The organism is Arthrobacter rhizosphaerae, from assembly GCF_023062595.1.
In the GTDB taxonomy this organism is placed as follows: Bacteria; Actinomycetota; Actinomycetes; order Actinomycetales; family Micrococcaceae; genus Arthrobacter; species Arthrobacter rhizosphaerae.
Map to the genome: position 1 here is coordinate 209008 of NZ_JALLAN010000002.1, position 25780 is coordinate 234787.

Consider the following 25780-nt stretch of genomic DNA (forward strand, 5'->3'; position numbering starts at 1 on the left):
CCTTCATGAAAACAACCACCGGACTCGACTCCCAGTACCGGCCAGAATGGCACTATTCAGCAGAGCGCAACTGGCTCAATGACCCCAACGGACTCATCTACTCAAACGGCACCTACCACCTCTTCTACCAGCACAACCCGTTCGGCGACGACTGGGGCAACATGTCCTGGGGCCATGCCACCTCCGCGGACCTGAACCATTGGACCGAGCACCCGGTGGCCATCCCCTGCGATGACCAGGAGGGCATTTTCTCCGGTTCGGCGGTGGCGGACGTCCACAACACCAGCGGCTTCGGCGTCGGGGGAGTTCCTCCCCTGGTAGCGATCTACACAAGCGCCTATGTGGGGACCTCCCCGCTTGCGGGCCGTCAGGCCCAGTCCCTCGCGTACAGCATTGACGACGGCGCCACCTGGACCAAGTACGCAGGGAACCCGGTGCTTGACCGGGCGTCCTCGGACTTCCGTGACCCCAAGGTGTTTTGGTACGACGGCGAAGCCGGGGGCTATTGGGTGATGGTGGCCGTCGAGGCCCTCCACCGCGAAGTGCTGCTCTACAAGTCAGCAGACCTGAAATCGTGGGAGTACCTGAGCACCTTCGGCCCGGCCAATGCCACCGAAGGAATCTGGGAGTGCCCGGACCTGTTTGAACTCCCGGTTGACGGTGACGTCGCAGACACCCGCTGGGTTCTTGTGGTCAACCTCAGCCCCGGCGGCATCGCCGGTGGCTCCGGCGGGCAGTATTTCATTGGAACGTTCGACGGCGTGACGTTCAGTTCCGAAACCACGGTCACCGAAGGCCTGCAGCCCGACACGAGCAGGATGGCTGACTACGGCTGGCTCGACTGGGGCCGGGACTACTACGCGGCCGTGTCCTTCAGCAATGTGCCGGACGGGCGCCGGCTCATGATCGGCTGGATGAATAACTGGCAGTACGCCGCTTCAACCCCCACGGACGGCTGGCGGAGCGCGATGTCCCTGGCTCGTGAGGTCGGGCTTGTCTCCCGCGGCGGCCGGCCCGTGCTGGTGCAGGAGGCGGTGGATCCGTTCCGGGACCAGGAGCTCGGGCAGGGCGTGGAACTGTTCGCCCTGGGCCGGCAGCCGTTGACGCCCGGGATGACCTGGCTTCCTGCTGAGGCTCACGGCGACGTACTCCGGATTGATGCGGAGTTCGAGCCCGGCCCTGCAGGGAAGGTGGGTCTTGTCCTCCGGGCTGGTATGGAATCGAACCCGGCAGAGCGCACTGTCCTGGCCTACGACTCAGCAACCGGAGAGCTCAGCCTCGACCGGACCGAATCGGGCAACGTGAAGTTTGATGCAACGTTCCCCTCCGTGGAGCGCGTCTATGTGCCACTGGAGAACGGGCGGCTGAAACTTCGGGTCTTCGTGGACCGCTGCTCCGTCGAGGTCTTCGCGCAGGATGGCCTGGCAACCATCACTGATCTCGTGTTTCCAGCCAACTCGAGCAACGCCGTCGGCCTCTTGGCCGAAGGCGACGGGGGAACCCTGGTGAGTCTCGCCGTCGTGCGTTGACCGCCTAAGCCGTCCCGCACAGGGACCAACCAACAAGTAGGAGTCAACGGTGACTGGAGTACGGCGACGTTTTTGGGGGGCCACCGGCGGGGTATCCGGCCGGTGGCGAGCGGGCCGCAGCTTTTCGCGGAGATTGGCGGTGCTCGGGGTGACGGTTGGGATGGTGGCGGCGGGGGTGTGGGTCTTTGACTCTTCCACACCCCCGGCCGTTGCGGCTCCTGCTACTGAGGCCCCTGCTGTGGAGGGGGCGGGTGGACCAAGCTACCGGGATACGTACCACTTCACTGTTCCCGACAACTGGAAGAACGATCCACAACGCCCGGTCTATATCGACGGCAAGTTCAACTACTACTACCTGTACAACGCGGACTATGACGCCGAGATCGGTACAGCGTGGCGGCTGGCGACGACGACGGACAACGTCGCTTTCCAGGACCAGGGCGTCGCGGCGCAGAAGAAGACCAACGCCAACCATGATCTTTGGTCCGGCTCAGCAGTGGTCGACACAGCAAATACGGCCGGGTTCGGGGCCGGCGCCGTCGTCATGCTTGCCACCCAGATGGACCACCCCACTCCGCAGCAGATCGCGAACTCCACCGGCCCGCAGGCACAGTTCCTCTGGTACTCGCAAGATGGCGGGCGTAACTTCCACGCCTACGGAGAGACTCCGGTCATTCCGAACGGCGGACGCACCGACTTCCGCGACCCCAAGGTTATTTGGGATCCTGACGCCTCCCGCTGGGTTGCCCTGATCGCGGAGGGCACGAAAATCAGCTTCTACACCTCACCCAACCTGAAGGACTGGACGCGCGTCTCGGAGTTCGTGGAGCCGGGCCTCGGGATGCTCGAATGTCCAGATCTGTTCAAGATCCGCGCTGATGATGGCACTGAAAAATGGGTGCTGGGCCTGAGTGCCAACGGTTATCTGACCGGAGCCCCGAACACCTATGCCTACTGGACCGGAAGCTTCAACGGCACATCCTTCACCCCGGATACCGCAACCCCGCAGTGGCTGGATTACGGCTTCGACTGGTACGGCGCGGTCACGTGGGAGGACCCGGCCAATCCCGCGGAGCAGCGCTTTGCCATGGCGTGGATGAACAATTGGCATTACGCCCACACCACACCTACCTGGGCGGCCGACGGCTTCAACGGCACGGATTCCATCGTGCGCCAGATCAAACTCAAGAAGTACGGAACGGACTACAGCCTGGTGTCCCAGCCCACGCCGGCACTGGCTGACCATGCCACCAAGGTGACCAACCTCGGAAACTTTACGGTCAACGGAAACCTGGCCCTGCCCTACCGCGGAGAGTCGTACCAGCTTGAAGCGGACGTGTCCTGGAATGAGGCGCAGAACATCGGCCTGCAGTTGCGGGCGTCAGCGGACGGCATAAGACATGCCGACGTCGGAATATACGATAGCTTCAGCTACCTCAACCGCGGCCCCACCGGTAACCCGGACAGCTCCGGGACCAAGCTGGAAAGCCGGACGCCTTTTGATCCCAACGCCAACAATGTGCACCTGCGGATCCTCGTAGACCGCACCACCATAGAGGTCTTCGTGGATGACGGCCGCTACGTTCACTCAAGCCAGGTGTTCGCAGACCCGGGCGACGACCGCATCAACCTCTACTCCAGCGGAGGGGCCGCCAGCTTCACGAACGTCACGGTCACTGAGTTCGAAAACCTTGCCCAGCGGCCGGCCCGGCTGATCGCTGACTTCGAAGGATCATCCTGGGGAGAAGGATGGACCGGCAACGGCGACTTTGCAGCGGCAGGTCCGTCCTCGACGTCGGCAGCGGGACGGGTAGGCGCGAAGGTCGCCGACACCTTCGTGGGACCCGGCGACCCTGCTACAGGCAGCATCACCTCGCCGGAGTTCGTGATTGACCGGGACTTCCTGCACTTCCAGCTCGGGGGCGGCAACCATCCGCTCGGCACGGAGCCTGCAACCTCTGTGCAGCTGCTGGTGGACGGCCAGCCGGTGCGGACGGCCACGGGGGAGAACTCCGGTTCACTGCGCCATGTCTCGTGGGACGTGCAAGACCTCGCCGGCCAAACGGCCCGGTTCCAGATTCTCGACGACGCCACCGGGGAATGGGGCCACCTCATGGTGGATCAGGTCATGCTGAGCGACTGAGAAACGCTCCCTGGTACCGGCGTCAGAGCGACGCCGGTACCAGTCGTTTACACACTCTTAACCTCACTGTTTCAGGTTTCGTCTTGCTCCCTCGCTGTTCATCATCCAGACTGGCTACAGATCCCGCAGGAAGAAAACTTCCGCCGATCCAGCCCGCCGGATAATTCGGCCGGCCAGCCCCATTCGCAGAAATGCATTCAGCGAACGCATTCGGAGAGTGCCGGGCATCCCTTCTGGAACCACCGCTTTCCGCCTCCCCGGCTATGCCCGGACCCGGAAGCCTGTGGCCATCAAGCGCCCGACTCTCTGTGTTGAGAAAGAGAATCCCATGATCAAGCGCCACTCGGACATCGTCCTGGAAATTACTGCCCACGATCCCCACACCGTCGAAAACGACCTGAACACGGCCGTCGAGATCGCCCGAGAACACGCCATGAAGGAAAGCCGCCACGGCATCCTGGTCACCAGGCACAGCCACACCAGCTACACGGTGGCCGTCAGCCGCGACGTTCCCTACGGACTGACCCAGGAACGGCGCGAGTAAGAGGACCCATTGACACGCACCAACCACAGGCATATCCTACAACCAAATGGTTGTAGATCAGATCAGTGAAGCCGAAGTCGACCGCCTGTTCCAGGCGCTCGCAGATGGCACCCGGCGGGACATAGTCCGCCGGGTGACGGTGGGGGAGTACTCGGTCTCCGGTCTTGCTGCCCTCTACGCCATGAGTTTCGCCGCCGTCCAAAAGCACGTGGCGGTTTTGGAACGCGCTTCTCTGGTCACCAAGCAAAAGCGCGGAAGGGAGCAGATCGTGCGTGGCAATCATGAAGGCCTGCAGAAAGCCCGGCGGCTGCTCGATGAATATGAGGCGATTTGGCGGCAGCGTGCCCACCGGATCGCAGACATTCTGGCTGAAGGATAGGAAAGGTTCCGCAATGACCGTTATCAGTTCCACGAAGAACCTCGAGGGGTTGAACTTCACCCTGGTCGCAGAGTTTGACGCTGGCGTCGACCGCGTCTGGCAGATCTGGGAAGATCCCCGGCAGCTAGAGCGCTGGTGGGGTCCGCCAACCTGGCCTGCCACGTTCGAACAGTTCGACTTCCAGCCCGGGGGAAAGGCCGCCTACTTCATGACCGGTCCCGACGGAGAGAAAGCCCGTGGCTGGTGGCAGTTCACCTCCATCCAGGCCCCCAAGCGTCTTGCGTTTGACGACGGATTCGCCGACGACGACGGCGCCCCTGTAGAGGGGATGGGAACCACCCACGCCACCGTCAACCTGGAGGACATTGGTGGCCGCACCCGGATGACCATCTCTTCCGCCTTCGAGTCCGAAGAGCAGATGGAACAGATGGTTCAAATGGGCATGGAGGAAGGCATGAAAGAGGCAGTCACCCAGATCGACGCCATCCTCTCCGAGCACGCCCGCACCTGACAGACGTTTACCAACCCACATAACAGCGAAGAGGACGACGGCGGGACTTCCCGCCGTCGTCCTCTTCTGTAGGCCGCCAGCTGGCTTGCCTGGGAGGGCTGACTAGAGTGGCTGCATGGTGAACTCAGTGGTTAACAACGGGCTGCTGGCCGCGATCCGTCTGGGGCTGGCGGAACGTTGCGACCCGGCACGTGCTGCGGGGGCGCAGGCGTACATGAAATCGGCCATCCCGTCCCTCGGCGTCAGGGTTCCCGAGGTTCGGCAGCTAACTAAGGTTATGGCTGCCGCTCATCCCTTCGAATCGCTGGAGCAGTTGAGGGACACCGTGCTGGAACTGTGGCGCAACGCCACTTTCAGGGAGGAGCATTATGCCGCGATCGACCTCACCGGTCTAAGGCTGGCTGCCCGGGAACCTCTGATGCTGCCGGTGTACGAGGAAATCATCAGGACCGGAGCCTCGTGGGACTTCGTTGACGGTGTGTCCGAGCGGATCGGCGGCCTGTTGCAGGCCGACCGCCCCACGATGACAGCCGTGCTGCGGAACTGGAGCCGGGACGCGGACTTCTGGATCAGGCGCGCCTCCATCACCGCCCAGCTGAAAGCAAAAGCCCACACAGACACCGGGCTGCTCCGCGACGTCATCGAAGCGAACCTGGCGGACACTGAGTTCTTCATCCGGAAGGCCATTGGCTGGGCACTGCGGGAATACGGCAAGACGGATCCGGAGTGGGTGCGGGCCTTCGTGGCAGAGCATGGCGATGACCTCAGCCCGTTGTCCCGCCGGGAAGCACTGAAGAACCTGTGAACTGGGTCTAGCTCCGAAGCTGGGGCAGGCACATGCAGCGGATCTCGAAGAAGCGCAGTCCGGCAGGCTCCAGCCCGTGCCCGGTTGATACGAGGTACTCATCCTCGAGGAGATACACGGGCAGTTGCGGTGACAGGTAAGGGTTGTACCTGGACGGGTACACCCACTGGCCGCTGATGTCGAAGGCCGGCAGGGCGTAGGGGTCGCGGCGGTTGTGCGCGCTGGGAAAAAGAGCGTCGCCCATCCACAGATGGCTGGACAGGCCATAGAGATAGTCGTGATTGCTGGCTGTGGGAAAAAGAATGGCCTGCAAGAATTTCACCCTCCTGTTGACTTATTGGGCTCTGCCGGTTGGCTCCGTCGGCTGCTTGGGGCGGACTGCGTCGGCTGGCTGCTCACGCTGTACGGGACTCGAATCTTTCGCGGGTAAGGAACACCAGCTGTGCTTCCTTTTCGGCAAGCTGCACCTTGGGCCCGGGTTCAAAACCGCACCCCTGCAGCCGCTGGATGACCTTCCCGTTACGGGCATCAGGTTCCGCCACCACTCTGTCCTTGGTCGGATCGGAGAACAGGAAACGGATCAGTCCTCCAATGAGGGTGGGAGTGAAGTTTGTGACCGGTCGTTCCGCGGGAGCCAGCAGCAGGTGCAGGCCGGTATCGGCGGGTCGGGCCTCGTAGGCCTCGCCCACCGGATCCTCAAGCGGCTCATAGGTCTGGAAGATTCCCACCGGCTGGTCCTCCACGGACATCAGGTAGGCATGATGCGTTTCCAGGCTGTCCAGAAACAGATAGATGTCCCTGACCTCGTCCCGGCTCAGATCGCGCATGCCCCAGAAACGGGCACGTTCTTCCCTTACCCAGCTGTAGACCAGGTCCGCGTCAGCTTCGGGAATGAGTGGAAGGAGCCGCAATCGGCCCAGGGCAGGCAGGCTCTCCTCGTAGACCGAAGCCCTGGCAGAAAGCGGGAGGGCGGTGTCAGCGCGGGTCATGGGTCTCCTTGGTCAGCTGCTCCCAGTCCGTGACGACGGGGATGAGGTCCCCAGCGGCCCATAGAGGCAGCTGGCTTCCGAAATGTGGGTCTTCGGGACGGCCTGAGGCACCAAACGGCACGATCCAACGGCTGTTGGAGCGATCGTGAAGGTCCCAGACATAACGGGCCACCGGCCCGCGGAAGGATCTGTCGGTGACGCCCGGCAGGCTTTCGGTGGACAGGACACAGCCTGTGTCACCGGACAACTGTGTGTGGGGGACCGCCGGTGCTGAAGCGGCGGCCGATCCGTGGTCGGCCAGGCCATGCAGGGGCAGGACTGTATGGCTGGATCCCCACGTTCCCGAGGGAGGGGCTGCGGCAACTTCTTCCAGTGCTTGCCGGGCAGCGAGGTCCACGTCGATCCCGAATCCCGGCCCCTTGGCAAGGAGGGTTTCGAGGGCGAAACCGATGCGGGCCTCCGGATGCAGCCATGGCGCGAACAGCGGGGAGTGGCCGTTCGCAGCGGTGAGCGGATGCAACTCCGGGGTGCTCCCCAGACCGCGGACCAGGGCCGACCGCCAGGCGGCAAAGGCGGCGGCCTCCGTGCAGTCTGCGTCCATGCGTCCGTCCCACGCCACCAGGCGCTCGCGGAATGAGCAGCCGGTGTCTGACAGTGGGGTGAGCTTCAGCAGCAGAGCACGGAAGGCAGGCCAGGAGCCGAGCTGTGTGTCCATGTGGATGCGCTGCATGGCTGCCGTGGTGAGACCTCCGCCGCCCAGGTCTGCCCCGTGATCCACCAGCAACTGCCGGATGCGCTGAGCACGGTGGGCCGGGGCGAATTCGAGCCCGAGCCGGTCACCGCCCCCGGCGTCGCGGTCGTTGGCATGCACAGCCAGCGCGGCTACCGAGGAGCGGGGCAGCCTCTCCCACGCTCCCGCCCACTGGTGTTCGGACGACGACGCCGGAACCGGCCGGAGGCGGTTGTCCCGGCTCCGCGCGGGGACCTTCCCTGCCACGAGCTGGAGCACAGCACCGCTGGAATCAGCGGCCAGCACGCAGTTGACTGGTTCCACCCAGTTTTCCAGGGCTGCCTCCACGTCGTCCACGGAACTGCTCAGCAGGAGCGGGAGGAGGGCATCGAAGCCCAGCTTTTCCGCCGACCGTGAGGGCGTACGAAGGCTCAGCGCCCCGCCGTTGAGCCCTCCGGAGATGACAGGTCCGCGGTCGGTTTCAATCACGTCCACGGTTTCCGGCGCAGAACCCCGGACGCTGATCACTTCCTGATGATGCGCGCGGACGGGTCTCCAGCCTTCGGGTCCGAGGGCCAGGAGTTCGCTGCCGTCGCGCCTCAACTCCTCGCTGTACAGGTCCTGGTAGTCCGCCATGGCGTTCGTGACCGCCCAGGCAACGCTGCCGGTGTGCCCGAAGTGCGGCAGGCCGGGAACACCCGGAAAGGCAAGCCCAACGACGTCGAACGCCGGGCACGCCAGGCGCACCTGCTGATACACGCCGGGGAGTTCCATCAGGCGGTGCGGGTCCCCGGCAATGAGGGGAGACCCGGATTCGGTCAGGCTGCCGGATGCAGCCCAGGCGTTGCTGCCGGCCCATACCGGTGCCTCGATGCTGAAAATATCCACGGCTTCGGTGCCGAGCGTTTCCGCGACGTGGGCGCGCCAGAGCTTGTTCGGGAACGTGCCGAAAAGGATGTGATGCACCAGGAAGACCCCCAGGGGTGTCCACGGTTCCCAAAGAGCAGGCGCGGTGCCCGTGGCGGCAAACTCCTCGGCGTCACGGCGGCCGGATTTCAAGGCATCGTTGACGCCGTCGACATAGGCTGTGCACCAGCGCTGCGTGTCAGCATCCAGGCTTTCAAAGCAGCGCCGGGCGGTGTCATCGAGCCGTACACGCCGGGCAAACCGGTCCCAGAGAAGGCCGTCCGCTCCAAGGTGCTCAGCAGTCCTGCCCTCCGAGCGCCAACGCTCCATCTCGATCTGCCACGAGCGGTCGGTGGCTGCATTGGACCCCTGCAGGAAGGCCAGTTCGTCCGGGCTGTCGGCACGAAGATGGGGGATTCCCCACGGGTCCCGGTACGTCTCAGACATCGGCGGCAAGGCAACAGGACAGGTGGCAGCCAAGGGCAGCAGGCACGTGATTCTCCGGACATTGTTAGGTAAGGCTTAGCTAACAACAGGATAGGGTGCTGATTCTGCGTTCCCAAAATTGGGCGGTAACAAAGCCCCAAGGCCGTAGCCCGGACAGCAGGAAGCGGGGGCACCCGGATCTCTCCCGGTGCCCCTGCTTTGGCTGGTGTCTGCTTGGCGAGCGTGAGGTCTTAGCCCGCCTTGGTGAGCAGCTCCACTTCTGCAAGGTTGGTGTTGCCTCCGTGCTCGTCGAGTACCCGGACTTGGGCGTAATCGGCCCGTGACGGGAGCGGGAAAGTGTACCAATCGGCGGCGGACATGCCCGTGATGGTCAGGAACGTTGTCCACGTTGTCCCGCCGTCGTTGGAGCCTTGGATCACCGTGCCGTTGCCGCGGCTGATGTGGCTCGAGCGGGGGAAGACCCGGACGATGTCGGTGACGATGCGTGTGCCGTCAGTTGGCTTCACCGTGACCCAGCCGTTCGCCTGCGTGGTGTCTGTGAAGGTGGCGGTATTCCTGTCAAACATGCGCCAGCCGTTTGCCTGGGTGGTGCCCGTGCCCGGCCAGGCCGGCGTGGAGGCGTTCACCCATCCCTGCACTACCGGAACGCGCTGGATCGCAGTATTCCAGAGGGCCAAGCGGCTGCCGTCGGTTGTGGCTGTGAGCGTGGTGCCGACCTTGCCGGAGACCGTCCGGTACTCGAGGCTGAACTGCACATCGCGGCCGTATTCGACGCCGGCAGGCAACACCGCTGCGGCCTTCCAGTTGATCCCGTCAGTGGACGTGGCCGTGGCAGACGCTCCCTCGACGACGACGTTCAGCTCCGACAGCGGCTCGGTGGCCACTGCGGCCAGCGTCACCGTGTCACCGTTTGTGGCCAGGCCCTTATCAGCGTTGGAGGTTGAAATGGCCAGCGCGGAAATTGCCGTCGCCATCTCATGCCGTTGGCCGTGGATGCGGAACTCACCGAAGGACGAGATTCCCGGGTAGGCGGGGTCCGTTGGCACACCGGGGTGGTCCACCTGGACCTTCAGGTAGCGGAACGTCTGCCCTGCCACCTCGGCGCGCACCGGGATAGTCTCCATCGCGAAGTCGATCGCCGTCGTGTTGGTGGTCTCCCGCTCCGTCAGCAGCGTCCACGTCCGTCCATCACGGGAGCCGTACACGTTGGCACCTTGGGAACGGTTGGCGAAGTTATACCTTGCCTGGAGGCCAAATGCATCGGCGGAAACCTGGAAGCCTTGGCCGAAGTCCACAGTGAACGGCGCCCGCAGGTCTCCGGTGGTGGAGTGGAAGCTTCCGTCCACGAGGTTCCTCGGCTGGACGCCCGTCGGGTTGGTGGTGACGAGCCCGCGGTAGTCGATTGATTTGTCGTCTGCCAGCCGGGGGGTCAGGAGCCTGAGCTCTTTCACCGCTTTCTGAAGCCGAGCAAGCTGCTCAAGGTAGCCGGCGTCGTCGGCCGTTTCCATTGCCGTCCTGACTTCATTCCTCACTGTCCCGAAGGATGCGAAAGATGGCGACTCATAGACAGCGTTTGGATCGAATCCGGTGAGGGCGGTGTCAAAGGCTGCCTGCCGGTTGGCGGCGATGACCACTGTGGCGGAACGGGTGGCGACGGAAGTGCCGTCGTCGGCCGTTACCTTGAAGCTGTGTTCGCCGACTGCCTCGGCTGCCGGAGTCCAAAGAAGCTGACCGGTTGCGGCGTCGATCCGGGCGCCGGCGGGCAGACCGATGGTCGAGTACTGCAGCGGCTCCCCTCCTGCATCGGTCGCAGCGAGCGAACGGGAAAGCGCGGCGCCCGATACTCCGATAATGGGAGTTGCAGTGTCTGCAGGGAACTGCGGCACTGTCAGCTGCGTCTTGGCTTCGAGGTTGACGTAATCGAAGTCCACCTCTGTGCCGTCCGCTCCGATTACCGTGAAGTAGGCCAGATTTTCCCCGCCCGGGCTCACGCCGTTGAGCTTCTCCGCGTCCACGTCGTACGTCACATAGCGCCACTGCCCCTGGGTATCGGGAAGAGGCACTTCCAGCCGCTTAGCCGGGTCGTTTCCGATGGCGAGGGTTGCGGGCCCGTTGGTCCTGAACTGGATACCGACCGGGCTGTAGCCGGTGCGGCTCACATACATGAGGGTACGGGCGGCAATGGTGCGGCCCTTATCTGCTGCACCGAGGTGCACAAACGTGCGGCCGTCCTCGGTCCTGACTTTGAGCTTCTTTCCGTCCGTTGCGGAGCTGCGGGTCTCGAACTGGATCTTCGCATCAGTGGCGACGGGACGTGTCTGGCCCGCTACCTGAGCCGGGAGGGAAAGCCAGTACTCGGGGCTGTAATCCGGGTTGCTTTCCCAGGAGTTGTACGCGCCGGTGCCCCAGAAGAATTTGGGTCCGTCCGCTTTGGCGTGGAGTTCGGCGACATACGGCGCTTCCGTTTCGACGTCGACGCCCAGGTCGTATTTGTAGACGTGGTACAGCTCGTCGATCGGGTTGAACATGCGGCCGCGGTAGGCCTCGGAGAGACTGCCCGGTCCACCGGTGGTGTCGATCCACGGCGTTTCGTACCCAAGCATGTAGCCGGTGAACGCATTCGCGGCCTTGAGGAGGCGGTCGCCGAGGAACTTGTACGGCGAGACGGCATTGGCGGCTGTGGAGACGGTGCCCGCCAAGGGATCGATCTTGGTGCCCTGGACGGTGAGGAAACGGGCCAGTGCTCCCTGGATGTTGATGCCGTCCCACGCGTGGGCCTGGTCGCGGCCCATTTCCTGGTGCTGGACAAAGGAGTAGCCGTAGGGGTTGAGGGGATCATCCTTGGAAATGAGCGGGAAGAGGGCTGCAAGCGAGCCGTTCTGCTCGGGACGGGACGTGTTCGCGTTGACGGTGTACCACTCCACTGCCTCGGTATACCGCTCGCGGTTCTCAGTGAAGATGTAGCCTGCGATCGCACCGGTGAGCGGGTAGCCGTGCTGGTTCAGGTAGCGCCAGTTGGTGTGCAGGAACGTTTCCGTCATGGGTCCGATGAGGTTGGCGCTCAGCTTGGCGGTGTCCTGCTCGTTCCAGTTCAGGTCATAGGCCGCGTAGCCCCCGGGGACGCTGGTGGAGCGGAAAATCTCGGCGGCGGCAACCATCCGATAGAGCGGCACGCCGGAGTGGATGTGGGCGTCCGGGTAGTACGCGTACTTGGCCGGGTCCATGTTGCTCCAGGTGCGGATGAGCCGCATTCCGTTTTCGCGGTACACGGGGTCGCCGGTGATGACGTAGAGGGTGGCCTGGGTGTAGGCACCGAAGGCGTCCCGGATGAGCTTGCTCTGGACTCCCTGCGAGTTGAATGCCGTGGTGCCCGGCTGGTCGATGACCGCGCTGGCGTTGGAGGACCGGAAATTCTTTGCGGCGAAGGGCGTTTCGGCCATGGCGTCGTAGTAGGTCTTCCACGGTTCGGTGCCTGCCTTGACCATGCTCCGGGCGTTGCGCAGGCTGTCAGCACTCACCCCGATGCCCGGATGGACGAATCCGTTCGCGCCCACAGTCTCAGTGATGGTTACGTCCTGGCCGGTGTCCGCCGTCGCGGGAGCGGTGCCGCCCGGCGCGGGGAGGCCGGTTGTCGGGGCCACGAGGGAAAGTGCAGCGGCAAGCCCGAGCATGCGGGTCCATCGCCTCATCGTTGAAGGATGTTTCATCGGTCCTCCTGGATCGATTGGTGGTGCCAGTTAAGTTGGGTTGGCAGTGAAGCCGCGCTAAAGGGGATAGGGATTGGCAAGCGCTATCCGGAAGCATAGCCACGATGACAGTTTCAGGCAATCGTTATCCTGAAATCATTGGTTTTGCACGGAGAACAAACGTTTGTTGTGGACTTTAACGCCAGCAGACGACGGCGGGAGGTCCCGCCGTCGTCTGCTGTGCTTTGGTTGGTGGAGGGTCAGCGGAAGGAGCTGCGTCTTCTGCTGTCAGGTCCGGCGCAGCCCGCTGAGGTCCACGAGATCAGTCAATGGCGGCCGGGTGCCTCTTCGATGCACCATGCCATCGGGTAATCCCGCAACGTCCACGCGAGACCCGGAAACATCGAGCGTAATCCTCGCCTCTCCAATTGGCAGGTTGGTCGTGTGCAGGCTTCCCCAAGCTTCCGGGAGGGCCGGATCTATCCAGAGCTCACCCCGGGAGACGTGTGGCTCATAGCGCAGTAGGCTCCGGACAAGCATCACAGGCGTGGCCGATGCCCAGGCCTGCGGAGAGCATGCCGTTGGATAGGGGAGGGGCTCCGGGTACTCCGCCCGGCTGAACCCGCAAAACAGCTCCGGAAGCCGGTTCTCGGTGAATTCTGCGGCCTCCATCAGCGCCGAAGAGAGCCGTTGAGCTTCCGTCACCAGGCCGTACCTCATCATGCCGGCAACGATCAGCGCATTGTCGTGGGGCCAGACCGAGCCGTTGTGGTAGCTGACCGGGTTGTAGGCCCCCATGTCCGTGGCGAGGGTGCGTACGCCCCAGCCGCTGAACATTTCCGGGGACATGAGCCGCCGGGCGACCAGTGGCGCCTTGTCCTCGTCCACAATGCCGGACCAGAGGCAGTGGCCCATGTTTGAGGCGCAGGCATCGACGGGCCGTTTATCCCGGTCGAGCGCGATGGCGTAGTAGCCACGGTCCGGCAGCCAGAACTGCTCGTTGAACTGTCCCTTCAGCCGCTCGGCACGTTCCCGGAGGTCAATGGCGAGCGCGTCGTCACCGGCATCGTAGGCAAGCCAGGCCCGGGCGATGTAGGCGCTGTAGACGTAGCCTTGCACCTCACACAACGCAATCGGGGCCTCCGCGATCCGGCCGTCCGCGAAGTTGATTCCGTCCCAGGAGTCCTTCCAGCCCTGGTTGACCAGGCCTTGATCGCTGAGCCGTTCGTACTCAACGAAGCCGTCGCCGTCGAGGTCGCCGTAGTCCCGGATCCAGTCCAGCGCGCGGTCGGCATTGGGCAGCAGTGCGTTGATGTCTTCAGCGGGAAGGCCCCACCGGCTTGCTTCCCCGAGGAGCGTGACGAACAGGGGAGTGGCGTCAGCCGTGCCGTAGTAGACCGACCTGCCGCCCAGTGCAAGGCCCGTTCCGACGTCGAGCCTCACCTCATGCAGGATCCGGCCCGGCTGCTCTTCGGTCACCGGATCCACTTTCGAGCCCTGCCGGTCAGCCAGGGTCTGCAGGGTGCCCAGGGCCAGGGTTGCGTCGACGGGCAGGACCATGCAGGAGGACAGCAGCGCATCCCGCCCAAACAGCGCCATGAACCACGGCGCCCCCGCGGCCACCACCATCCGGTCCGGATGCAGGGGGTCCACGATGCGGAGGGCTCCGATGTCGTCATGGCTGCGGATAAGGCTTCGTTCGATGGACGGATTTCCCGTGCGGGGAAGCGGAACCCGCTCTTCCCAGGCCTTCTGGCGCCTCTGCTGAGCCGAGACGAGATCCGCCGAAAGAGCGACCGTGGGTACGCCGGCGTCGACATCTGTCTCCGCTGACAGCGGCAGCACCGTGGCCCGCACCGTCCACTTTCCATGTGCCGGGACCACCATGTTTACGACGAGACCATCGGCGGAAACCTCGGCATCGCGTACGCGCACCACGATCCCGTTGTGCGATCCCTGCCAGGTGGCTTCGATGGTCACCGAGCCGGCCCTGGCTCGCCGGGTCTGCTCCCAGCGGCGAAGGAACCGGCCGTCCTTGACCTCAAAAAGATCCGAGAAATCCGCCTCCACGGACAATGCGACCTCACACGGGGCAGGCTCAACGGAGTAGTTGTAAACGGTGATGTCCTCCACAAAACCGGCGCCCAGTTCACGTTTCCGTTCTACCGTCAGGGGGCTGTCGGCGCGGCCGTCGGAACGCGTTGCCCTGCCGACATACATGCCCTGGAACGGAGACGACGTCCACGCCCCCAGCGGCTCAAGCGGCTGTCCGTTGACAGTCAGTGCCCACCGCGACAGGATCCTGGTGTCCTGGTAGAAGACGCCGTGAGGGTGATGCGGGAAGATATCCCCGTTCGGGAGCGATATGCAGAAGGAGGATCCTGCCACCAGCGTGACGGCTCCCTGCCCGGTGCTCCCGGCTGCGTTGTCGGCATTCCATCCGGCCATCTGAGGCTCCTTATGAAAAAGGCCACACATAAACTGAGCCGAATCTACGCCGATCGCAGGGCGCTTACCAGAAGGGGCCCGCCGCCTCTTGCGCACCGGCCCCCGCCTCGGCGTAGCCCCAGACCGGCCCTGCCCCGCACGGACGGCCCTGGCCAAGGCCGGTCAAGCGGGGCAGGGCCGGTCCTGCCGGGAGCAGCGCCGTCCTACATCCAGCGGGGGGCCGGCTGCTCGGGTTGTTTCCGGGAGCTGACACCCCGTGCGCCACGCCCCGTTGCCCAGGCCGCAATTTCGGCCAGGGTTCCATCGGGAAGGGTGGTTTCCTCACCCCGTTTTTGCCAGTTTCCGGTGATGTCCTGAATGAGGCGCTCGAGAACGTCGTCGGGGATCTGGTCAAACATGGCGCCGTTATCCAGATCAATCGCGTGGACCCAGACCTCGCGGGTGCGCATCCACACGGTTTCGGATGCCGGTACCGTGCGCCCCTGGGCTGTACGAACCTCGTGGCCCCACGCGTCCGAAGCAGTGTCCCGCCACTCCACGTTGAGATGGATGGCTGAGTGGTCAAAGAGGTTTCGAAGGGCCGTGGGGCTGAGGGTGGCACCGAAGTCTATTTCCTTGTTGCGTTCCTCCGGCGAGGAATACATGGGCGTCTCAATACCCGTGTTGGCCCATTCGACAAGCCGGGAAAGTGCCCGGGCGTTGTAGCTGACGTGTGAGACGACGTGGCGCCGCGTCCAGCCTGGCAGCAGGGACGGCGCATCGAGGTCGGCATCGCGGAGCTCGTTGAGCTTGCGTGCAAAAAATGCCGTTCCCCGCCGCGCCGTCAGCAGCTGTGCCTGCAGCAATGGGTCCTGGGTGAGGTCTTGCCGTGCTACCAAGGTTTTCCCCTTAGTCCGTGGCAGAACCGGAAGCCGCCACTGCCCTGTTGCGCAGCGTTCCGATCCCTTCGATGCTGGTTTCAAGGATCTGGCCGTGGCTGAGGTACCGCTGCGGTTGGCGCGCGTGGCCTACACCGCCGGGGGTGCCCGTGATGATGACGTCCCCTGGGTTCAGGGTGATCATCGTGGAGATGTAGGAGACGAGGAACTCCGGGCCGTGCACAAGATCCCCGGTGGAAGCCTCCTGCATCAGTTCGTTGTCCACCCGGGTGCTGATGGTTCCGCCGGGCGTCCACTCGTCGGTGGTAACCAGGACGGGTCCCAGCGGAGTGCTGTTTTCCCAGTTCTTCCCCTGCAGCCATTCCTTGGTCCTGAACTGCCAGGTCCGCATGGAAACGTCGTTGCAAATGGAGTAGCCGGCGATGTGGTCTGCGGCGTCCGATTCAGCGATGTGCCGGCCGCTTTTCCCGATAATGACGGCGAGTTCGGCTTCCCAGTCGATCGCGTCGTCCTGCTCCGGGAGCTCGATATCGTCGTTTGCGCCAATCAGCGTTTCGGCGTATTTGGAGAACAGCGTCGGGTACTCGGGCAGGTCGCGGCCCATTTCCTGGATGTGGGTGCGGTAGTTCAGGCCAACGCAGATGATCTTGCCCGGCTTCGTAATCACGGAGGCGAGGCTGGCGCCGTCGAGCGCTTCAGTGCTGGTGGCCGCTTCAGCGATTGTTCTCCACTCGGGGTTGGCGAGCAGTTCGCCGACGTCGGCATAGCCGGGGATGACCGTGAACTTGCCGTCGTCCTGGCGGGCCGCCACGGTGTTGGTGCTGCTGGTAGTGCTGTTGCTGGTGCGGAGCGTGGCAAGTCTCACTGGTCAGATCCTTCGATGTAAGTGCGGTTGAGGTTCAGGCGCTCAATGATGGGCTGGTCGCCGAATTTGAAGAGGTCGAACTGGGTTTCCGCTTGCAGAGAGCAGGCAACCCATGAAGGCACGACGGCGAGGTCCCCCTTTTCGAGGTGGGTGGTCTCACCGTTCAGCACAATCGAGCCGCGGCCTTCGAAGACCTGGTAGATGCTGGAACCGACTTCGCGGGTTGGAGGCGTCGTCGCTCCGGCGCGCAGCCTGTGGAACTCAGCCCGGATGGTGGGCATGACGTCCCCGCCGGTGGTGGGGTTGGTGTAGCGGACGGCAGCATGTCCCTGGGAAACAGTGGCCGGTTGGCCTTCGTCTTCGAGGAGAAGCTGTTCAGTGAGGGCCCGGTCCGTATATTCCCAGCGGTAGGCACTGATGGGCGAGTTCACAGTGTTCTGCAGCCCGGAGAGCGGCCGGAGGCCCGGATTTGCCCAGAGGCGCTCGGAGCGTGAGACGTTGGGAGTGGACTCGTCAGTGACGCGCTCGCTGCCGAATTCGAAGAAGGCACTGTCGGTGTAGTGGACGAACGGGATGTCCAGCCCGTCAATCCAAGCCATGGGTTTGTCAGTCTCGTTGTGGTGGCCGTGGAAATTCCAGCCGGGTGTCAGCAGGAAATCCCCACGGGACATCCGGACAGGGTCGCCGTTGACCACCGTCCATACTCCTTCGCCTTCCACCACGAAGCGGAACGCATTTTGTGAATGCCGGTGCTCGGGAGCAGTTTCGTGGCCGCCGAGATACTGGATGGCGGCCCAGAGGGTGGGCGTGGCGTAGGGGCGTCCGCCCAGGCCGGGGTTGGCCAGCGCGATGGCCCGGCGTTCGCCACCCCGTCCCACCGGCACGAGGTCTCCCGACCGTTCTGCCAGCGGCAGGAGGGAATTCCATCTCCAAACATGCGGCACCGCTTGCGGTTTGGGGGTCATCGGCATGAGGTCGCCGATCTCCGTCCACAGCGGGATCAGGTTCTCCCGGTCGAAATCTTTGTACAGCTGGTCCAGTTGCTCCTGCTCCTCAGCGGTGGGTGCAGGCGCAATCATCTGGTTCTCGCTCATAGCGGCCTCTCCTTATCAGTCAGGGGTGCGTAGTGGAAGTGGATGCCTGCAGCAGGTGGGCAACGTCCTCGCGCAGCTGCTTCTTGTTGATCTTGCCGACCTTCGTGGTGGGGATTTCGTCCACCACCACGAGCTTCTCGGGAATCTTGAAGGCGGCAACGCCCGTGCGGCGCAGGCTCTCCTGGATGTCGGCCAGGGTAAGTTCAGCGCCGGGTTTGAGCGTGACGAAGAGGCAGAGTTTTTCGCCCAGCACGGGATCAGGCATGCTGACAGCGGCGGCGAGCGTCACGGCGTCGAGCCTGTACACAAGGCTTTCAATTTCCTCGGCGGAGATCTTTTCCCCGCCGCGGTTGATCATGTCCTTGTCCCTGCCCTGGACAATAAGGTTGCCGTCCGGGCGGCGTTCCACAATGTCGCCGCTGCCGTACCAGCCGTCGGGAGTGAAGGCCCGGAGGTTGTGCTCGGCTGCCTTGTAGTAGCCGCGGGGAGTGTAGGGACCGCGGGTGAGGATGGCCCCGGGGACGCCGTCCGGCAGGTCATTTCCGGCCTCATCAACAATCCGGATTTCGTCCGCCTCCGAGACAGGGCGGCCCTGCGTCATGCAGATCACGTCATCCGGATCGTCCAGCCGGGTCATGTTGATGAGACCCTCGGCCATACCGAACACCTGCTGCAGGGTGGCGCCAAGGACAGGCTTGACCTTCCGGGCGATCTCGTCGGCCAGTCTTGAGCCGCCCACCTGCAGGACTTCCAGCGTTTCCAGCTGGTCGCCGTCGTGCTCCTGCTGGTATTCAATCCACCGCTGGGCCACCGCCGGAACGGCCGCGGACAGGGTCACGCCTTCATTTTTGATCGTGGCAAATGCCTTGCCCGGTTCGGGGCTCGGAAGCATTACCACCCGGCCGCCAGCGAACAGGACGCCGAGGATACCCGGGCAAGCCAGCGGGAAGTTGTGGCTGACCGGCAGGGTGCCCAGATAAACGGTCTTGGCCGTCACGTTGGAGACAACGGAGGTGGCCTTGATGTTGTAGGCGTAGTCGTTGTGAGTGCGCGTAATCAGCTTCGGAAGGCCCGTGGTCCCGCCGGAGAGCAGGAAGCAGGCGGGGTCATCGCCTGCCGGGGCAATGGAGTCCAACTGGATTCGGGCCGCGGCCGGGTCCGTGGCAGGAGCGAGCAGCGCGTCAAGATCGACGTTGCCGGCGTTGACCTGTCCGGAGACCAGTACGTGCGCCATGCTCGGTGTCACTTGGGCGATGTGGTTGGCGAGGTCCTGGTGGCTGAAGTCTTTGATGGAGTCGCGGACGGCGATGGCACGGGACTCGGACAGTTCGGCGAGGTAGCTGAGCTCAAACTGCCGGTGTGCGGGGAGGGCCATCACCGGGACGATTCCGCTCCTGAAGCAGGCCAGGGTTAGTACGGTGAACTGCCAGCAGTTGGGAAGCTGGACCAGGACCCGGTCGTCCTTGCGCAGGCCAAGATCCAGGAGCCGCGCTGCCGCAGCGTCCATCCGGTCGGTGAGTTCCCGGTAGGTCATGCGGACATCTCCGTCCACCAGTGCGACCTGATCAGGGAAATGGTCAGCGGTGTCCAGGATGTAGGCGCCGAGCGGTTTGTCTTCCCAGTAACCCTTCGCCCGGTACATGGCTGCGTCTTCCGGGGGCCAGGGGACCGCTCCTTCGCGGGTGTGGCTGGTCATTTTGTGTTCTCCTCAGTAATGACGACGGCGTCAAGGGCGACCAGACCATCAGCGGTCAGGCGCAGGGGATTGATTTCGATTTCGGCGATGCCGTAGTTGGCCAGCAGGGCATTGCCGAGCCTGACGACAATGCGTGCCAGTTCTGACCGATCGAGCACCGGGCCGTTTCGGAAGCCATTCAGCAGTTCCCGGGCCTGGAGTTCATCAGCCATAGCGGCGGCGGTTCGTTCATTTAGCGGAACTGTCCGGATGGCGACGTCGGCCAGCACCTCTGCAGCAGTTCCCCCCAGACCCAGGACGATAATGGGACCGAACACCGGGTCGCGGCGGGCACCTAGTACAAGGTCTACGCCTGGGGATGCCATGGTTTCAACAAGGAATTCCTTGGCGCCCACGGACTGGAGCGAGTCGAGTGCAGCGTCGAGGGAAGCCGGCGAAGTGATGCCCAGGTGGACACCGCCGATGTCTGTTTTGTGCAGGATTTCGGCGTCCACCAGCTTGACTGCCACGGGTGCGCCCAGGTCAGCCAATGCCTGATGCGCGGCTGTCCTGTCGTCACAGCGCTTCCTCGATGGGGTGTTGATTCCCAGAGCGCCAAGAAGCTCCTTCGAGCGGATTTCATCCCAGGGGCCGGTGATGTCCAGTTCCTGCACACCCAGTCCCGCGACGACGGCGTTGCTGCTTCCAGCGTCAGCGGCAGACTGGGCCGTCCTCTCGAACTGGGCCCGGGCGTCGTCGACCAGCGCTACAAGACCGCGAGCCAGCGACGTCGGACCCGAAAGCAGCGGCAGCCCCAGATCATGGGCGGATTTTCGTGAACGCTCCACATCGCTGTCCGGTCCGTCCACCCCAACGAGGATGGGCAGTGAGCCGGCGGCCCCTGATTCCGCGATGGATGCCGGCAGGTCGGCGATGGGTTCGGTCAGTCCGTAGACGGCCAGCAGATCCACTGACGGATCCGAGGCCACGGCCGCAACGATCCTGTCATAGCCGGGACCCGGCCGGCCCGTATCCACCGGGTTCGCCTGGAAAGTCAGCGGAGGAAGCAACCCTGCAATGGTTTCCTGGCTCGAGGCAGACAGGCGCGGTACGGAAACGCCGGCACTGTGAAGGGCATCGGCGATCAGGAGGCCGGGTCCTGCCTGCCCGGTGATCAGGCCAACGCCTGGATTGGCAGAGGGTTTGAGCCTCTGCCCGGTCAACGCTGCCACAGCCTCAACCAGTTGCACTTCGTCATCTACCAGGACCGCGCCGGCCTGCTTCAGCGCGGACCTGGTGGTCCGCCAGGAGGTTGCCAGGGCACCTGTATGGGACTGGGCAAACTCCGAAACATCATTGCGGCCCACCACCAAGGCGACCAAGGGCTTGGACGCCGTGAGTTTCCGGACTGCGTCCAGCAGGGCGGGGCCATCCGCAACATTTTCGAGGTGCAGGGCCACGACCTTGGTTTGTTCGTGGGTAACCAGGTATTCGAGGACTTCGGGGGCGCTGATGTCGATGCCGGCCCCGATCCCGATGCCAAGGCTCACGCCCACCCCCGCCTTTTCCAATTGGAAGGCAAGGACGTGGTTGACTCCGCCGCTCGCTGCAACCACTGCCACGGAGCCTTGGCTGAGTTCGGCCACCCCGGGGACAAAGCTGGCCCGGAGGGAGCGGTGTGGCACGAAGAAACCGGACGTGTTGGGGCCCAGCAGCCGGATGCCGGTGTCCTTGACTGCCTCGACCACCTGACGTTCGAAGACGGCGCCGGGTTCCCCTGCTTCGGAGAAGCCTCCGGCACAGACCAGTGCTGCCTTCACTCCGCTGGCGGCACATTCCCGGAGAGCCTGACCGGTCACCGAAGCGGGAACGCAGAGGACGGCCAGGTTCAAGGGGGACGGCGATGCGGCGACGGCGGCAGCCACCGAGGAGTGCATGGTGCCATCGCCGTTGCGGCTGTTGACCAGCGCCACGGGGGAGGGGAAGGAGGCCAAGGACTCAGCCATCGCGGCCCCCAGCTTCCCGGGGCTTGCGGAGGCGCCGACGACGACGATTCCGGCGGGTTCGAAAAGCGCAGAAAGATTATGCACGGGAAGCCCCCTCTTCGTTGCTGGTGGAGGCCTCAGCGAAGGCCACGGCGTCCGCCCGGCCGGACAGAACCAGCGTGGTGGCGGATGCGACGTCGGCCTGATCATTCACCACGATGCTTGGAATGCCCCGGGCGAGCCTTGCCTCCTCGGAAAGCAGGGCACGCGTGAGGGGGCTGCCTCCCTCGATAACAACGTAGGGAGGCGTGGATGCCAGTTTTTCGAAGGCTTCGTTGAGCCCATCCTCGGTCTCAGGAGCCGCAAGGAGCAGACCCGTTGATCCCGTGGCTTCTTCAGGCACCTCCGTCAGGGGGAGTTCCTGTGCGCCGGAGTGCAGCCGGCTTTCATCCCCGTTCTTCGTCAGGCTCAGGAGTCGGCCGCCGAACAATACCGGGCCCGCCTGCAGGGGAGTGTCCAGCGGGTCGGAGCCGTAAATGCCGCGCCATTCCTTCTCGGCGGCATCTACCAGCTCAGGGTCTCGCTGGCGGATCTTCTCGATGTCGATGCTTCGCGAGAAGAAGTGGAAGGTGAACTGCAGCGGTTCGAAGGCCTGGTGGTAGCGGCCAAAATGTTCCCACCAGCTTAGGCTGGGCCGCGCCGAGTTCTGGATCTTGGCCACATCGGGCTGGCGTTCCGCCTCATAGTTCGTCAGGGCAAGCTCGATGTCATCGGCGTGGGAGGCCACTTCGCGGGCCAGGACCACCGCATCCTCCATGGCCATCTTGGTTCCGGAACCGACAGAGAAGTGGGCCGTGTGGACCGCGTCGCCGAGGAGGACGACGTTGCCCTTATGCCATGTCTTCGTTTGCCGGGTGCGGAAGTTTGCCCAGCGGGAGTTGTTGGACACCAGTGGCTGGCCTTGGATGTCTTCGGCGAAGAGCTTCTCCAGATAGCGTTGCGTTTTTTCGTCGGACGGCCCCGGGGGCTGGCTGACGTCGAACTCGTCCAGACCGGCCTTCCGCCACGTTTCCTGATCGGTTTCGACGATGAAGGTGCTCAGCTCGTCGCTGATCGGGTAGGCGTGCGCGGCAAAGTTTCCATGCTCGCTGCGGCGGTGGATGAACGTCAATCCGTTGAACAGATTGGTGGTTCCGAACCAGATGAACTTTGCCGTTGCCGTCTCGGCCGTGTGGCCCAGGGCTTCCCCCAGCTGTTCGCGGGTCTGGGAGTTTGCACCGTCTGCACCGACTATCAGATCAAAATCACCAAGGTCCTCGAGACGGGGTGCCACCTGTCCGAAACGCATATCCACACCCACTTGCGCGGCGCGCTCCTGAAGGAGCCTCAGAATGGTCTTGCGGTGGATGGCAGCCATTCCGTTGCCGCCAAAGGTGGTCCGCTCGCCTTTGAGCCACACCTCGATGCTGTCCCAGTGCTTGCCGAAGTTCTTCAGGCCGTCCCTGAGAACAGAGTCGGCTTCATTGATGCGCCGAAGGGTGGCGTCCGAGAAAACGACGCCGAAACCGAAGGCGTCCGAAGCCTGGTTGCGTTCGAAAAGAACAACCTCGGCCTCAGGCATTCTCTGCTTCAGCAGCGCCGTAAAGAACAGGCCGCCGGGACCACCGCCAATGCAAGCCACGCGAATCGCCATTGATTTCACCTCAAGGTATTGAAAAAGAGCTGTCCCGATCATTATGTAACGAAAATCAGGGCAACGTCAACGTGTTGTTACATGAGGATCTCCCGGCCCTGCTCAACCTGCTGTCCTATTACCCCGGAAACAAAGTCCGTGGCTGCCGGTCCAAGCTGCCGGTGGATGGCGCCGAAAAGGGCATATGCTTCACCACTCGGCCAAGCCGCCGGCTGCAGCTCGAGGGGAAGGACCGGGTCGCGGAAGGGAAACCTCCGGAAGTCGCCGATGACCTGCATGCGCTCAATGAGGGCTGTCTGCCCGTCCTTCTGCGCATTCACTGGCTCGTTGTCGAGGTGGTTGTAACTGCGGATGAACTCGCGGTAATCCGAACCAAGGTGCTCCAGATCCCAGCATCGGCCTGCAATATCCCTGTCCTGCTCAAGATCGCCGGTTCCGCACCACAGCACATCGATCTTTGCCAGTGGATACTCCGCGGCGAGCCCGCGGACGTCGTCGAACAAGTCATGTGGTGCCAGCCAGGTGGACGGAGACAATTGCCCGAATCCGTGCCAGGCCAGCCGTTTCCGGAGTTGCTCACGGACGGCGCGTTCGGACTCTGGGACCTGGTAGATCACCATGGTCCAACGGCCCTGCCAGCTCTCCTCCCGGTGGCGGAAAATTCTTTCCCGGCCTTCGTCCAGGATTTCCAGCATGTGCGGGGTGAGGGAGTAAACCGTCTCCCGCCCGACCCTTCGGGTGGTGAACCAGCCTTCCTTTCGGAGTCGTGAAAGGTTGACGCGAACGGTTGCGGGCTCGACGTCGAACGTTGCCAACAGCTCCGTTATGTCCGCCAGCCTCACCTCGCTCCCGGCATAGCGGAGGTAGTCCCCGAAGAGATCCAGGATCAGGGCTCTGGGCTTCCACTGCATAAGACTCCTCAAATCGTGCCGTCCGGGTGGAGGGATATGTAACAACTCTATTGACGAACAACATCTTTATGTTACATTCAGTTGTGGGTCAGGTCACAAGTAGACCGCCCCAATCTCTGGAACACCCACAACGTCGTGTATATCACCTGGAGTCCCCATGGCTTTCCCTTCGCCAGCATCCCCCTCGGTCCGTCCACGTAAATCGGCCGCCCTCGTCATCTTCCTCTGCTTCCTCGCCATCGTCTTCGACGGCTACGACCTCGTCGTCTACGGGGCGATCGTTCCCAAACTCCTGGCCTACGAGCCGTGGGGCCTCACGCCTGTACAGACCGGTGCAATCGGCAGCTACGCCCTCGCCGGCATGTTCATTGGCGCCATCCTCATCGGATACCTGACGGATGTGATCGGCCGCCGAAAGATCATGATGGTGTCCATTGCATCTTTCTCGCTGCTGATGCTGCTGACGGCCTGGGCGCCAACTCCGGAGCTGTTCGGCCTGTTCCGCTTCCTGGCTGGCCTCGGCCTGGGCGGTGTCATCCCGACAGCCATCGCCTTGACCGTTGAGTTCTCCAAGCTGAACCGCCGCAACTTCAACAATGCGCTGATGTTCTCCGGGTATGCAGTCGGAGGAATCCTCGCCGCGCTGCTCTCCCTCGCGTTCCTCCCCTCGCTCGGATTCCAGGGCATGTTGGCTCTCGGCGGCATCCCGCTCGTCGCCGTCGTTCCCTTGCTCTTCAAATTCCTGCCGGAATCTCCCGCGTACCTCGCTGCGAAGGGAGAGCGCGTCCGCGCCGAACAGCTCGTAGCCGACTATGGGCTGGAGCCGCTTCCGCCAGTCCGTGTGAAAACTGATGCCCCTGAAACAGGCAGATTCCGCACGCTCCTGTCCGGACGCCTGCTCGGTGCCATGGTCCTCTTCTGCCTCGCAGGGATCTGCGGCCAGACGCTGGTCTACGGGCTGAACACCTGGCTGCCGCAGCTCATGGTCATTGCCAAGTATTCGCTCGCCTCATCCCTTACCTTCCTTCTGACCGTCAACATCGGCGCTGTGGTTGGTGTGCTGGTGTCCTCCCGGCTTGCTGACCGCTTCGGCCCCCGGCCCGTCACGGCCACCGCCTTCGCCAGCTCCGGAATCGCCCTGGTGCTCATGGGAACCGGCATCATGCCGCTCCCTGCCATGTACCTTTTGGTCGCTGTGGTGGGCTTCGGTTCAGTGGGCGCCCAGATCCTGGTCAACGGCTTCGTGGCAACCTACTTCTCAGGCGCAACCCGAGCCACAGCCCTTGGAATCACCCTCGGCATCGGGCGGATCGGAGCCGTGCTGGCCATTTCCGGCGGCGGCGTTCTGGTGGCGGCTTCCCTGGGCAACTTCATCAACTTCTCCGTCTGGGCCATCGCAGCAGCAATCGGCGTGGTGGCAGTTTTGTCAGTACCCCGGCTCGCCGCGCCTGAAGTACCAGATTCAACAAATTCCACAGTAGGAACCGGCAAGACGGCGGCCAGAGCTTCCAATGACGTCTTCATCCACTGACGTCCGTCAAACTCATCAACAGACAACCTAA

19 protein-coding genes are annotated in these 25780 nt (G+C 63.5%); 7 read left to right on the forward strand and 12 right to left on the reverse strand.

Annotated features, from left to right (window positions below; genetic code table 11):
- Positions 1-5: 5 nt before the first annotated feature.
- The 6 genes from MU551_RS03595 (at position 6) to MU551_RS03620 (ending at position 5911) form a co-directional block, all read left to right on the forward strand.
- Complete coding sequence (locus tag MU551_RS03595; RefSeq protein WP_247040781.1) at positions 6-1529, forward strand: glycoside hydrolase family 32 protein; 1524 nt, start codon at positions 6-8, stop codon at positions 1527-1529.
- A 148-nt stretch (positions 1530-1677) separates the two neighbouring features.
- Positions 1678-3672 (forward strand): glycoside hydrolase family 32 protein, encoded by a 1995-nt coding sequence (locus MU551_RS03600; protein WP_247040782.1) that lies wholly within the window; start codon positions 1678-1680, stop codon positions 3670-3672.
- A gap of 328 nt (positions 3673-4000) precedes the next feature.
- The gene (locus MU551_RS03605) at positions 4001-4216 is read left to right on the forward strand and encodes a hypothetical protein (RefSeq protein ID WP_247040783.1); all 216 of its coding nucleotides are present in this window, start codon (positions 4001-4003) and stop codon (positions 4214-4216) included.
- A 46-nt stretch (positions 4217-4262) separates the two neighbouring features.
- Positions 4263-4595, forward strand: coding sequence for an ArsR/SmtB family transcription factor (locus tag MU551_RS03610; protein WP_247040784.1), 333 nt, complete (start codon positions 4263-4265; stop codon positions 4593-4595).
- A 13-nt stretch (positions 4596-4608) separates the two neighbouring features.
- Complete coding sequence (locus MU551_RS03615) at positions 4609-5106, forward strand: SRPBCC family protein (RefSeq protein ID WP_247040785.1); 498 nt, start codon at positions 4609-4611, stop codon at positions 5104-5106.
- A 115-nt stretch (positions 5107-5221) separates the two neighbouring features.
- Entirely contained in the window at positions 5222-5911 is a 690-nt protein-coding gene (locus tag MU551_RS03620) for a DNA alkylation repair protein (protein WP_247040786.1), read from the forward strand.
- A 7-nt stretch (positions 5912-5918) separates the two neighbouring features.
- Here the strand turns inward: MU551_RS03620 and MU551_RS03625 are convergent, their stop codons facing one another.
- The 12 genes from MU551_RS03625 to MU551_RS03680 all read right to left on the reverse strand — a co-directional run bounded on the left by MU551_RS03625 (position 5919) and on the right by MU551_RS03680 (position 24218).
- A complete protein-coding gene (locus MU551_RS03625; RefSeq protein ID WP_247040787.1) occupies positions 5919-6233 on the reverse strand; it encodes a hypothetical protein in 315 nt (104 codons plus the stop codon).
- A 73-nt stretch (positions 6234-6306) separates the two neighbouring features.
- On the reverse strand, positions 6307-6900 hold the full coding sequence (locus MU551_RS03630) for a GNAT family N-acetyltransferase (protein ID WP_247040788.1): 594 nt from the start codon (positions 6898-6900) through the stop codon (positions 6307-6309).
- On the reverse strand, positions 6887-8983 hold the full coding sequence (locus MU551_RS03635; protein ID WP_247040789.1) for a penicillin acylase family protein: 2097 nt from the start codon (positions 8981-8983) through the stop codon (positions 6887-6889). Before MU551_RS03635 ends, MU551_RS03630 begins: the two co-directional genes overlap by 14 nt.
- 230 nt (positions 8984-9213) lie before the next feature.
- Positions 9214-12690, reverse strand: coding sequence for a putative Ig domain-containing protein (locus MU551_RS03640; protein WP_247040790.1), 3477 nt, complete (start codon positions 12688-12690; stop codon positions 9214-9216).
- A 267-nt stretch (positions 12691-12957) separates the two neighbouring features.
- Positions 12958-15117 carry an amylo-alpha-1,6-glucosidase gene (locus tag MU551_RS03645; protein ID WP_247040791.1) on the reverse strand — a complete coding sequence of 720 codons (2160 nt, stop codon included), beginning with the start codon at positions 15115-15117 and terminating at the stop codon, positions 12958-12960.
- A gap of 203 nt (positions 15118-15320) precedes the next feature.
- Positions 15321-15995, reverse strand: coding sequence for a maleylpyruvate isomerase family mycothiol-dependent enzyme (locus MU551_RS03650; protein WP_247040792.1), 675 nt, complete (start codon positions 15993-15995; stop codon positions 15321-15323).
- A gap of 10 nt (positions 15996-16005) precedes the next feature.
- Complete coding sequence (locus tag MU551_RS03655; protein ID WP_247040793.1) at positions 16006-16860, reverse strand: fumarylacetoacetate hydrolase family protein; 855 nt, start codon at positions 16858-16860, stop codon at positions 16006-16008.
- Positions 16857-17954 carry a cupin domain-containing protein gene (locus MU551_RS03660; protein ID WP_247040794.1) on the reverse strand — a complete coding sequence of 366 codons (1098 nt, stop codon included), beginning with the start codon at positions 17952-17954 and terminating at the stop codon, positions 16857-16859. The genes MU551_RS03655 and MU551_RS03660 overlap by 4 nt, the downstream gene beginning before the upstream one ends.
- A 19-nt stretch (positions 17955-17973) precedes the next feature.
- Positions 17974-19650, reverse strand: coding sequence for a (2,3-dihydroxybenzoyl)adenylate synthase (locus MU551_RS03665; RefSeq protein ID WP_247040795.1), 1677 nt, complete (start codon positions 19648-19650; stop codon positions 17974-17976).
- Entirely contained in the window at positions 19647-21719 is a 2073-nt protein-coding gene (locus MU551_RS03670) for an acetate--CoA ligase family protein (protein WP_247040796.1), read from the reverse strand. Before MU551_RS03670 ends, MU551_RS03665 begins: the two co-directional genes overlap by 4 nt.
- Positions 21712-23307: an FAD-dependent monooxygenase gene (locus tag MU551_RS03675; RefSeq protein WP_247040797.1), complete on the reverse strand. Its 1596-nt coding sequence runs from the start codon at positions 23305-23307 to the stop codon at positions 21712-21714. The genes MU551_RS03670 and MU551_RS03675 overlap by 8 nt, the downstream gene beginning before the upstream one ends.
- Before the next feature lie 77 nt (positions 23308-23384).
- The gene (locus tag MU551_RS03680; RefSeq protein WP_247040798.1) at positions 23385-24218 is read right to left on the reverse strand and encodes a PaaX family transcriptional regulator; all 834 of its coding nucleotides are present in this window, start codon (positions 24216-24218) and stop codon (positions 23385-23387) included.
- A 157-nt stretch (positions 24219-24375) separates the two neighbouring features.
- Here MU551_RS03680 and MU551_RS03685 point away from each other — a divergent pair, with 157 nt between their 5' ends.
- Positions 24376-25749 carry an MFS transporter gene (locus MU551_RS03685; protein WP_247040799.1) on the forward strand — a complete coding sequence of 458 codons (1374 nt, stop codon included), beginning with the start codon at positions 24376-24378 and terminating at the stop codon, positions 25747-25749.
- Positions 25750-25780 lie beyond the last annotated feature (31 nt).

Excerpts from the sequence above, each read along its gene's own strand:
- MU551_RS03595 (WP_247040781.1), top strand. The coding sequence starts at position 6 with ATGAAAACAACCACCGGACTCGACTCCCAGTACCGGCCAGAATGGCAC.
- MU551_RS03605 (WP_247040783.1), top strand. The coding sequence starts at position 4,001 with ATGATCAAGCGCCACTCGGACATCGTCCTGGAAATTACTGCCCACGAT.
- MU551_RS03610 (WP_247040784.1), top strand. The coding sequence starts at position 4,263 with ATGGTTGTAGATCAGATCAGTGAAGCCGAAGTCGACCGCCTGTTCCAG.
- MU551_RS03615 (WP_247040785.1), top strand. The coding sequence starts at position 4,609 with ATGACCGTTATCAGTTCCACGAAGAACCTCGAGGGGTTGAACTTCACC.
- MU551_RS03620 (WP_247040786.1), top strand. The coding sequence starts at position 5,222 with ATGGTGAACTCAGTGGTTAACAACGGGCTGCTGGCCGCGATCCGTCTG.
- MU551_RS03630 (WP_247040788.1), bottom strand. The coding sequence starts at position 6,900 with ATGACCCGCGCTGACACCGCCCTCCCGCTTTCTGCCAGGGCTTCGGTC.
- MU551_RS03635 (WP_247040789.1), bottom strand. The coding sequence starts at position 8,983 with ATGTCTGAGACGTACCGGGACCCGTGGGGAATCCCCCATCTTCGTGCC.
- MU551_RS03640 (WP_247040790.1), bottom strand. The coding sequence starts at position 12,690 with ATGAAACATCCTTCAACGATGAGGCGATGGACCCGCATGCTCGGGCTT.
- MU551_RS03645 (WP_247040791.1), bottom strand. The coding sequence starts at position 15,117 with ATGGCCGGATGGAATGCCGACAACGCAGCCGGGAGCACCGGGCAGGGA.
- MU551_RS03660 (WP_247040794.1), bottom strand. The coding sequence starts at position 17,954 with ATGAGCGAGAACCAGATGATTGCGCCTGCACCCACCGCTGAGGAGCAG.
- MU551_RS03665 (WP_247040795.1), bottom strand. The coding sequence starts at position 19,650 with ATGACCAGCCACACCCGCGAAGGAGCGGTCCCCTGGCCCCCGGAAGAC.
- MU551_RS03675 (WP_247040797.1), bottom strand. The coding sequence starts at position 23,307 with ATGGCGATTCGCGTGGCTTGCATTGGCGGTGGTCCCGGCGGCCTGTTC.
- MU551_RS03680 (WP_247040798.1), bottom strand. The coding sequence starts at position 24,218 with ATGCAGTGGAAGCCCAGAGCCCTGATCCTGGATCTCTTCGGGGACTAC.
- MU551_RS03685 (WP_247040799.1), top strand. The coding sequence starts at position 24,376 with ATGGCTTTCCCTTCGCCAGCATCCCCCTCGGTCCGTCCACGTAAATCG.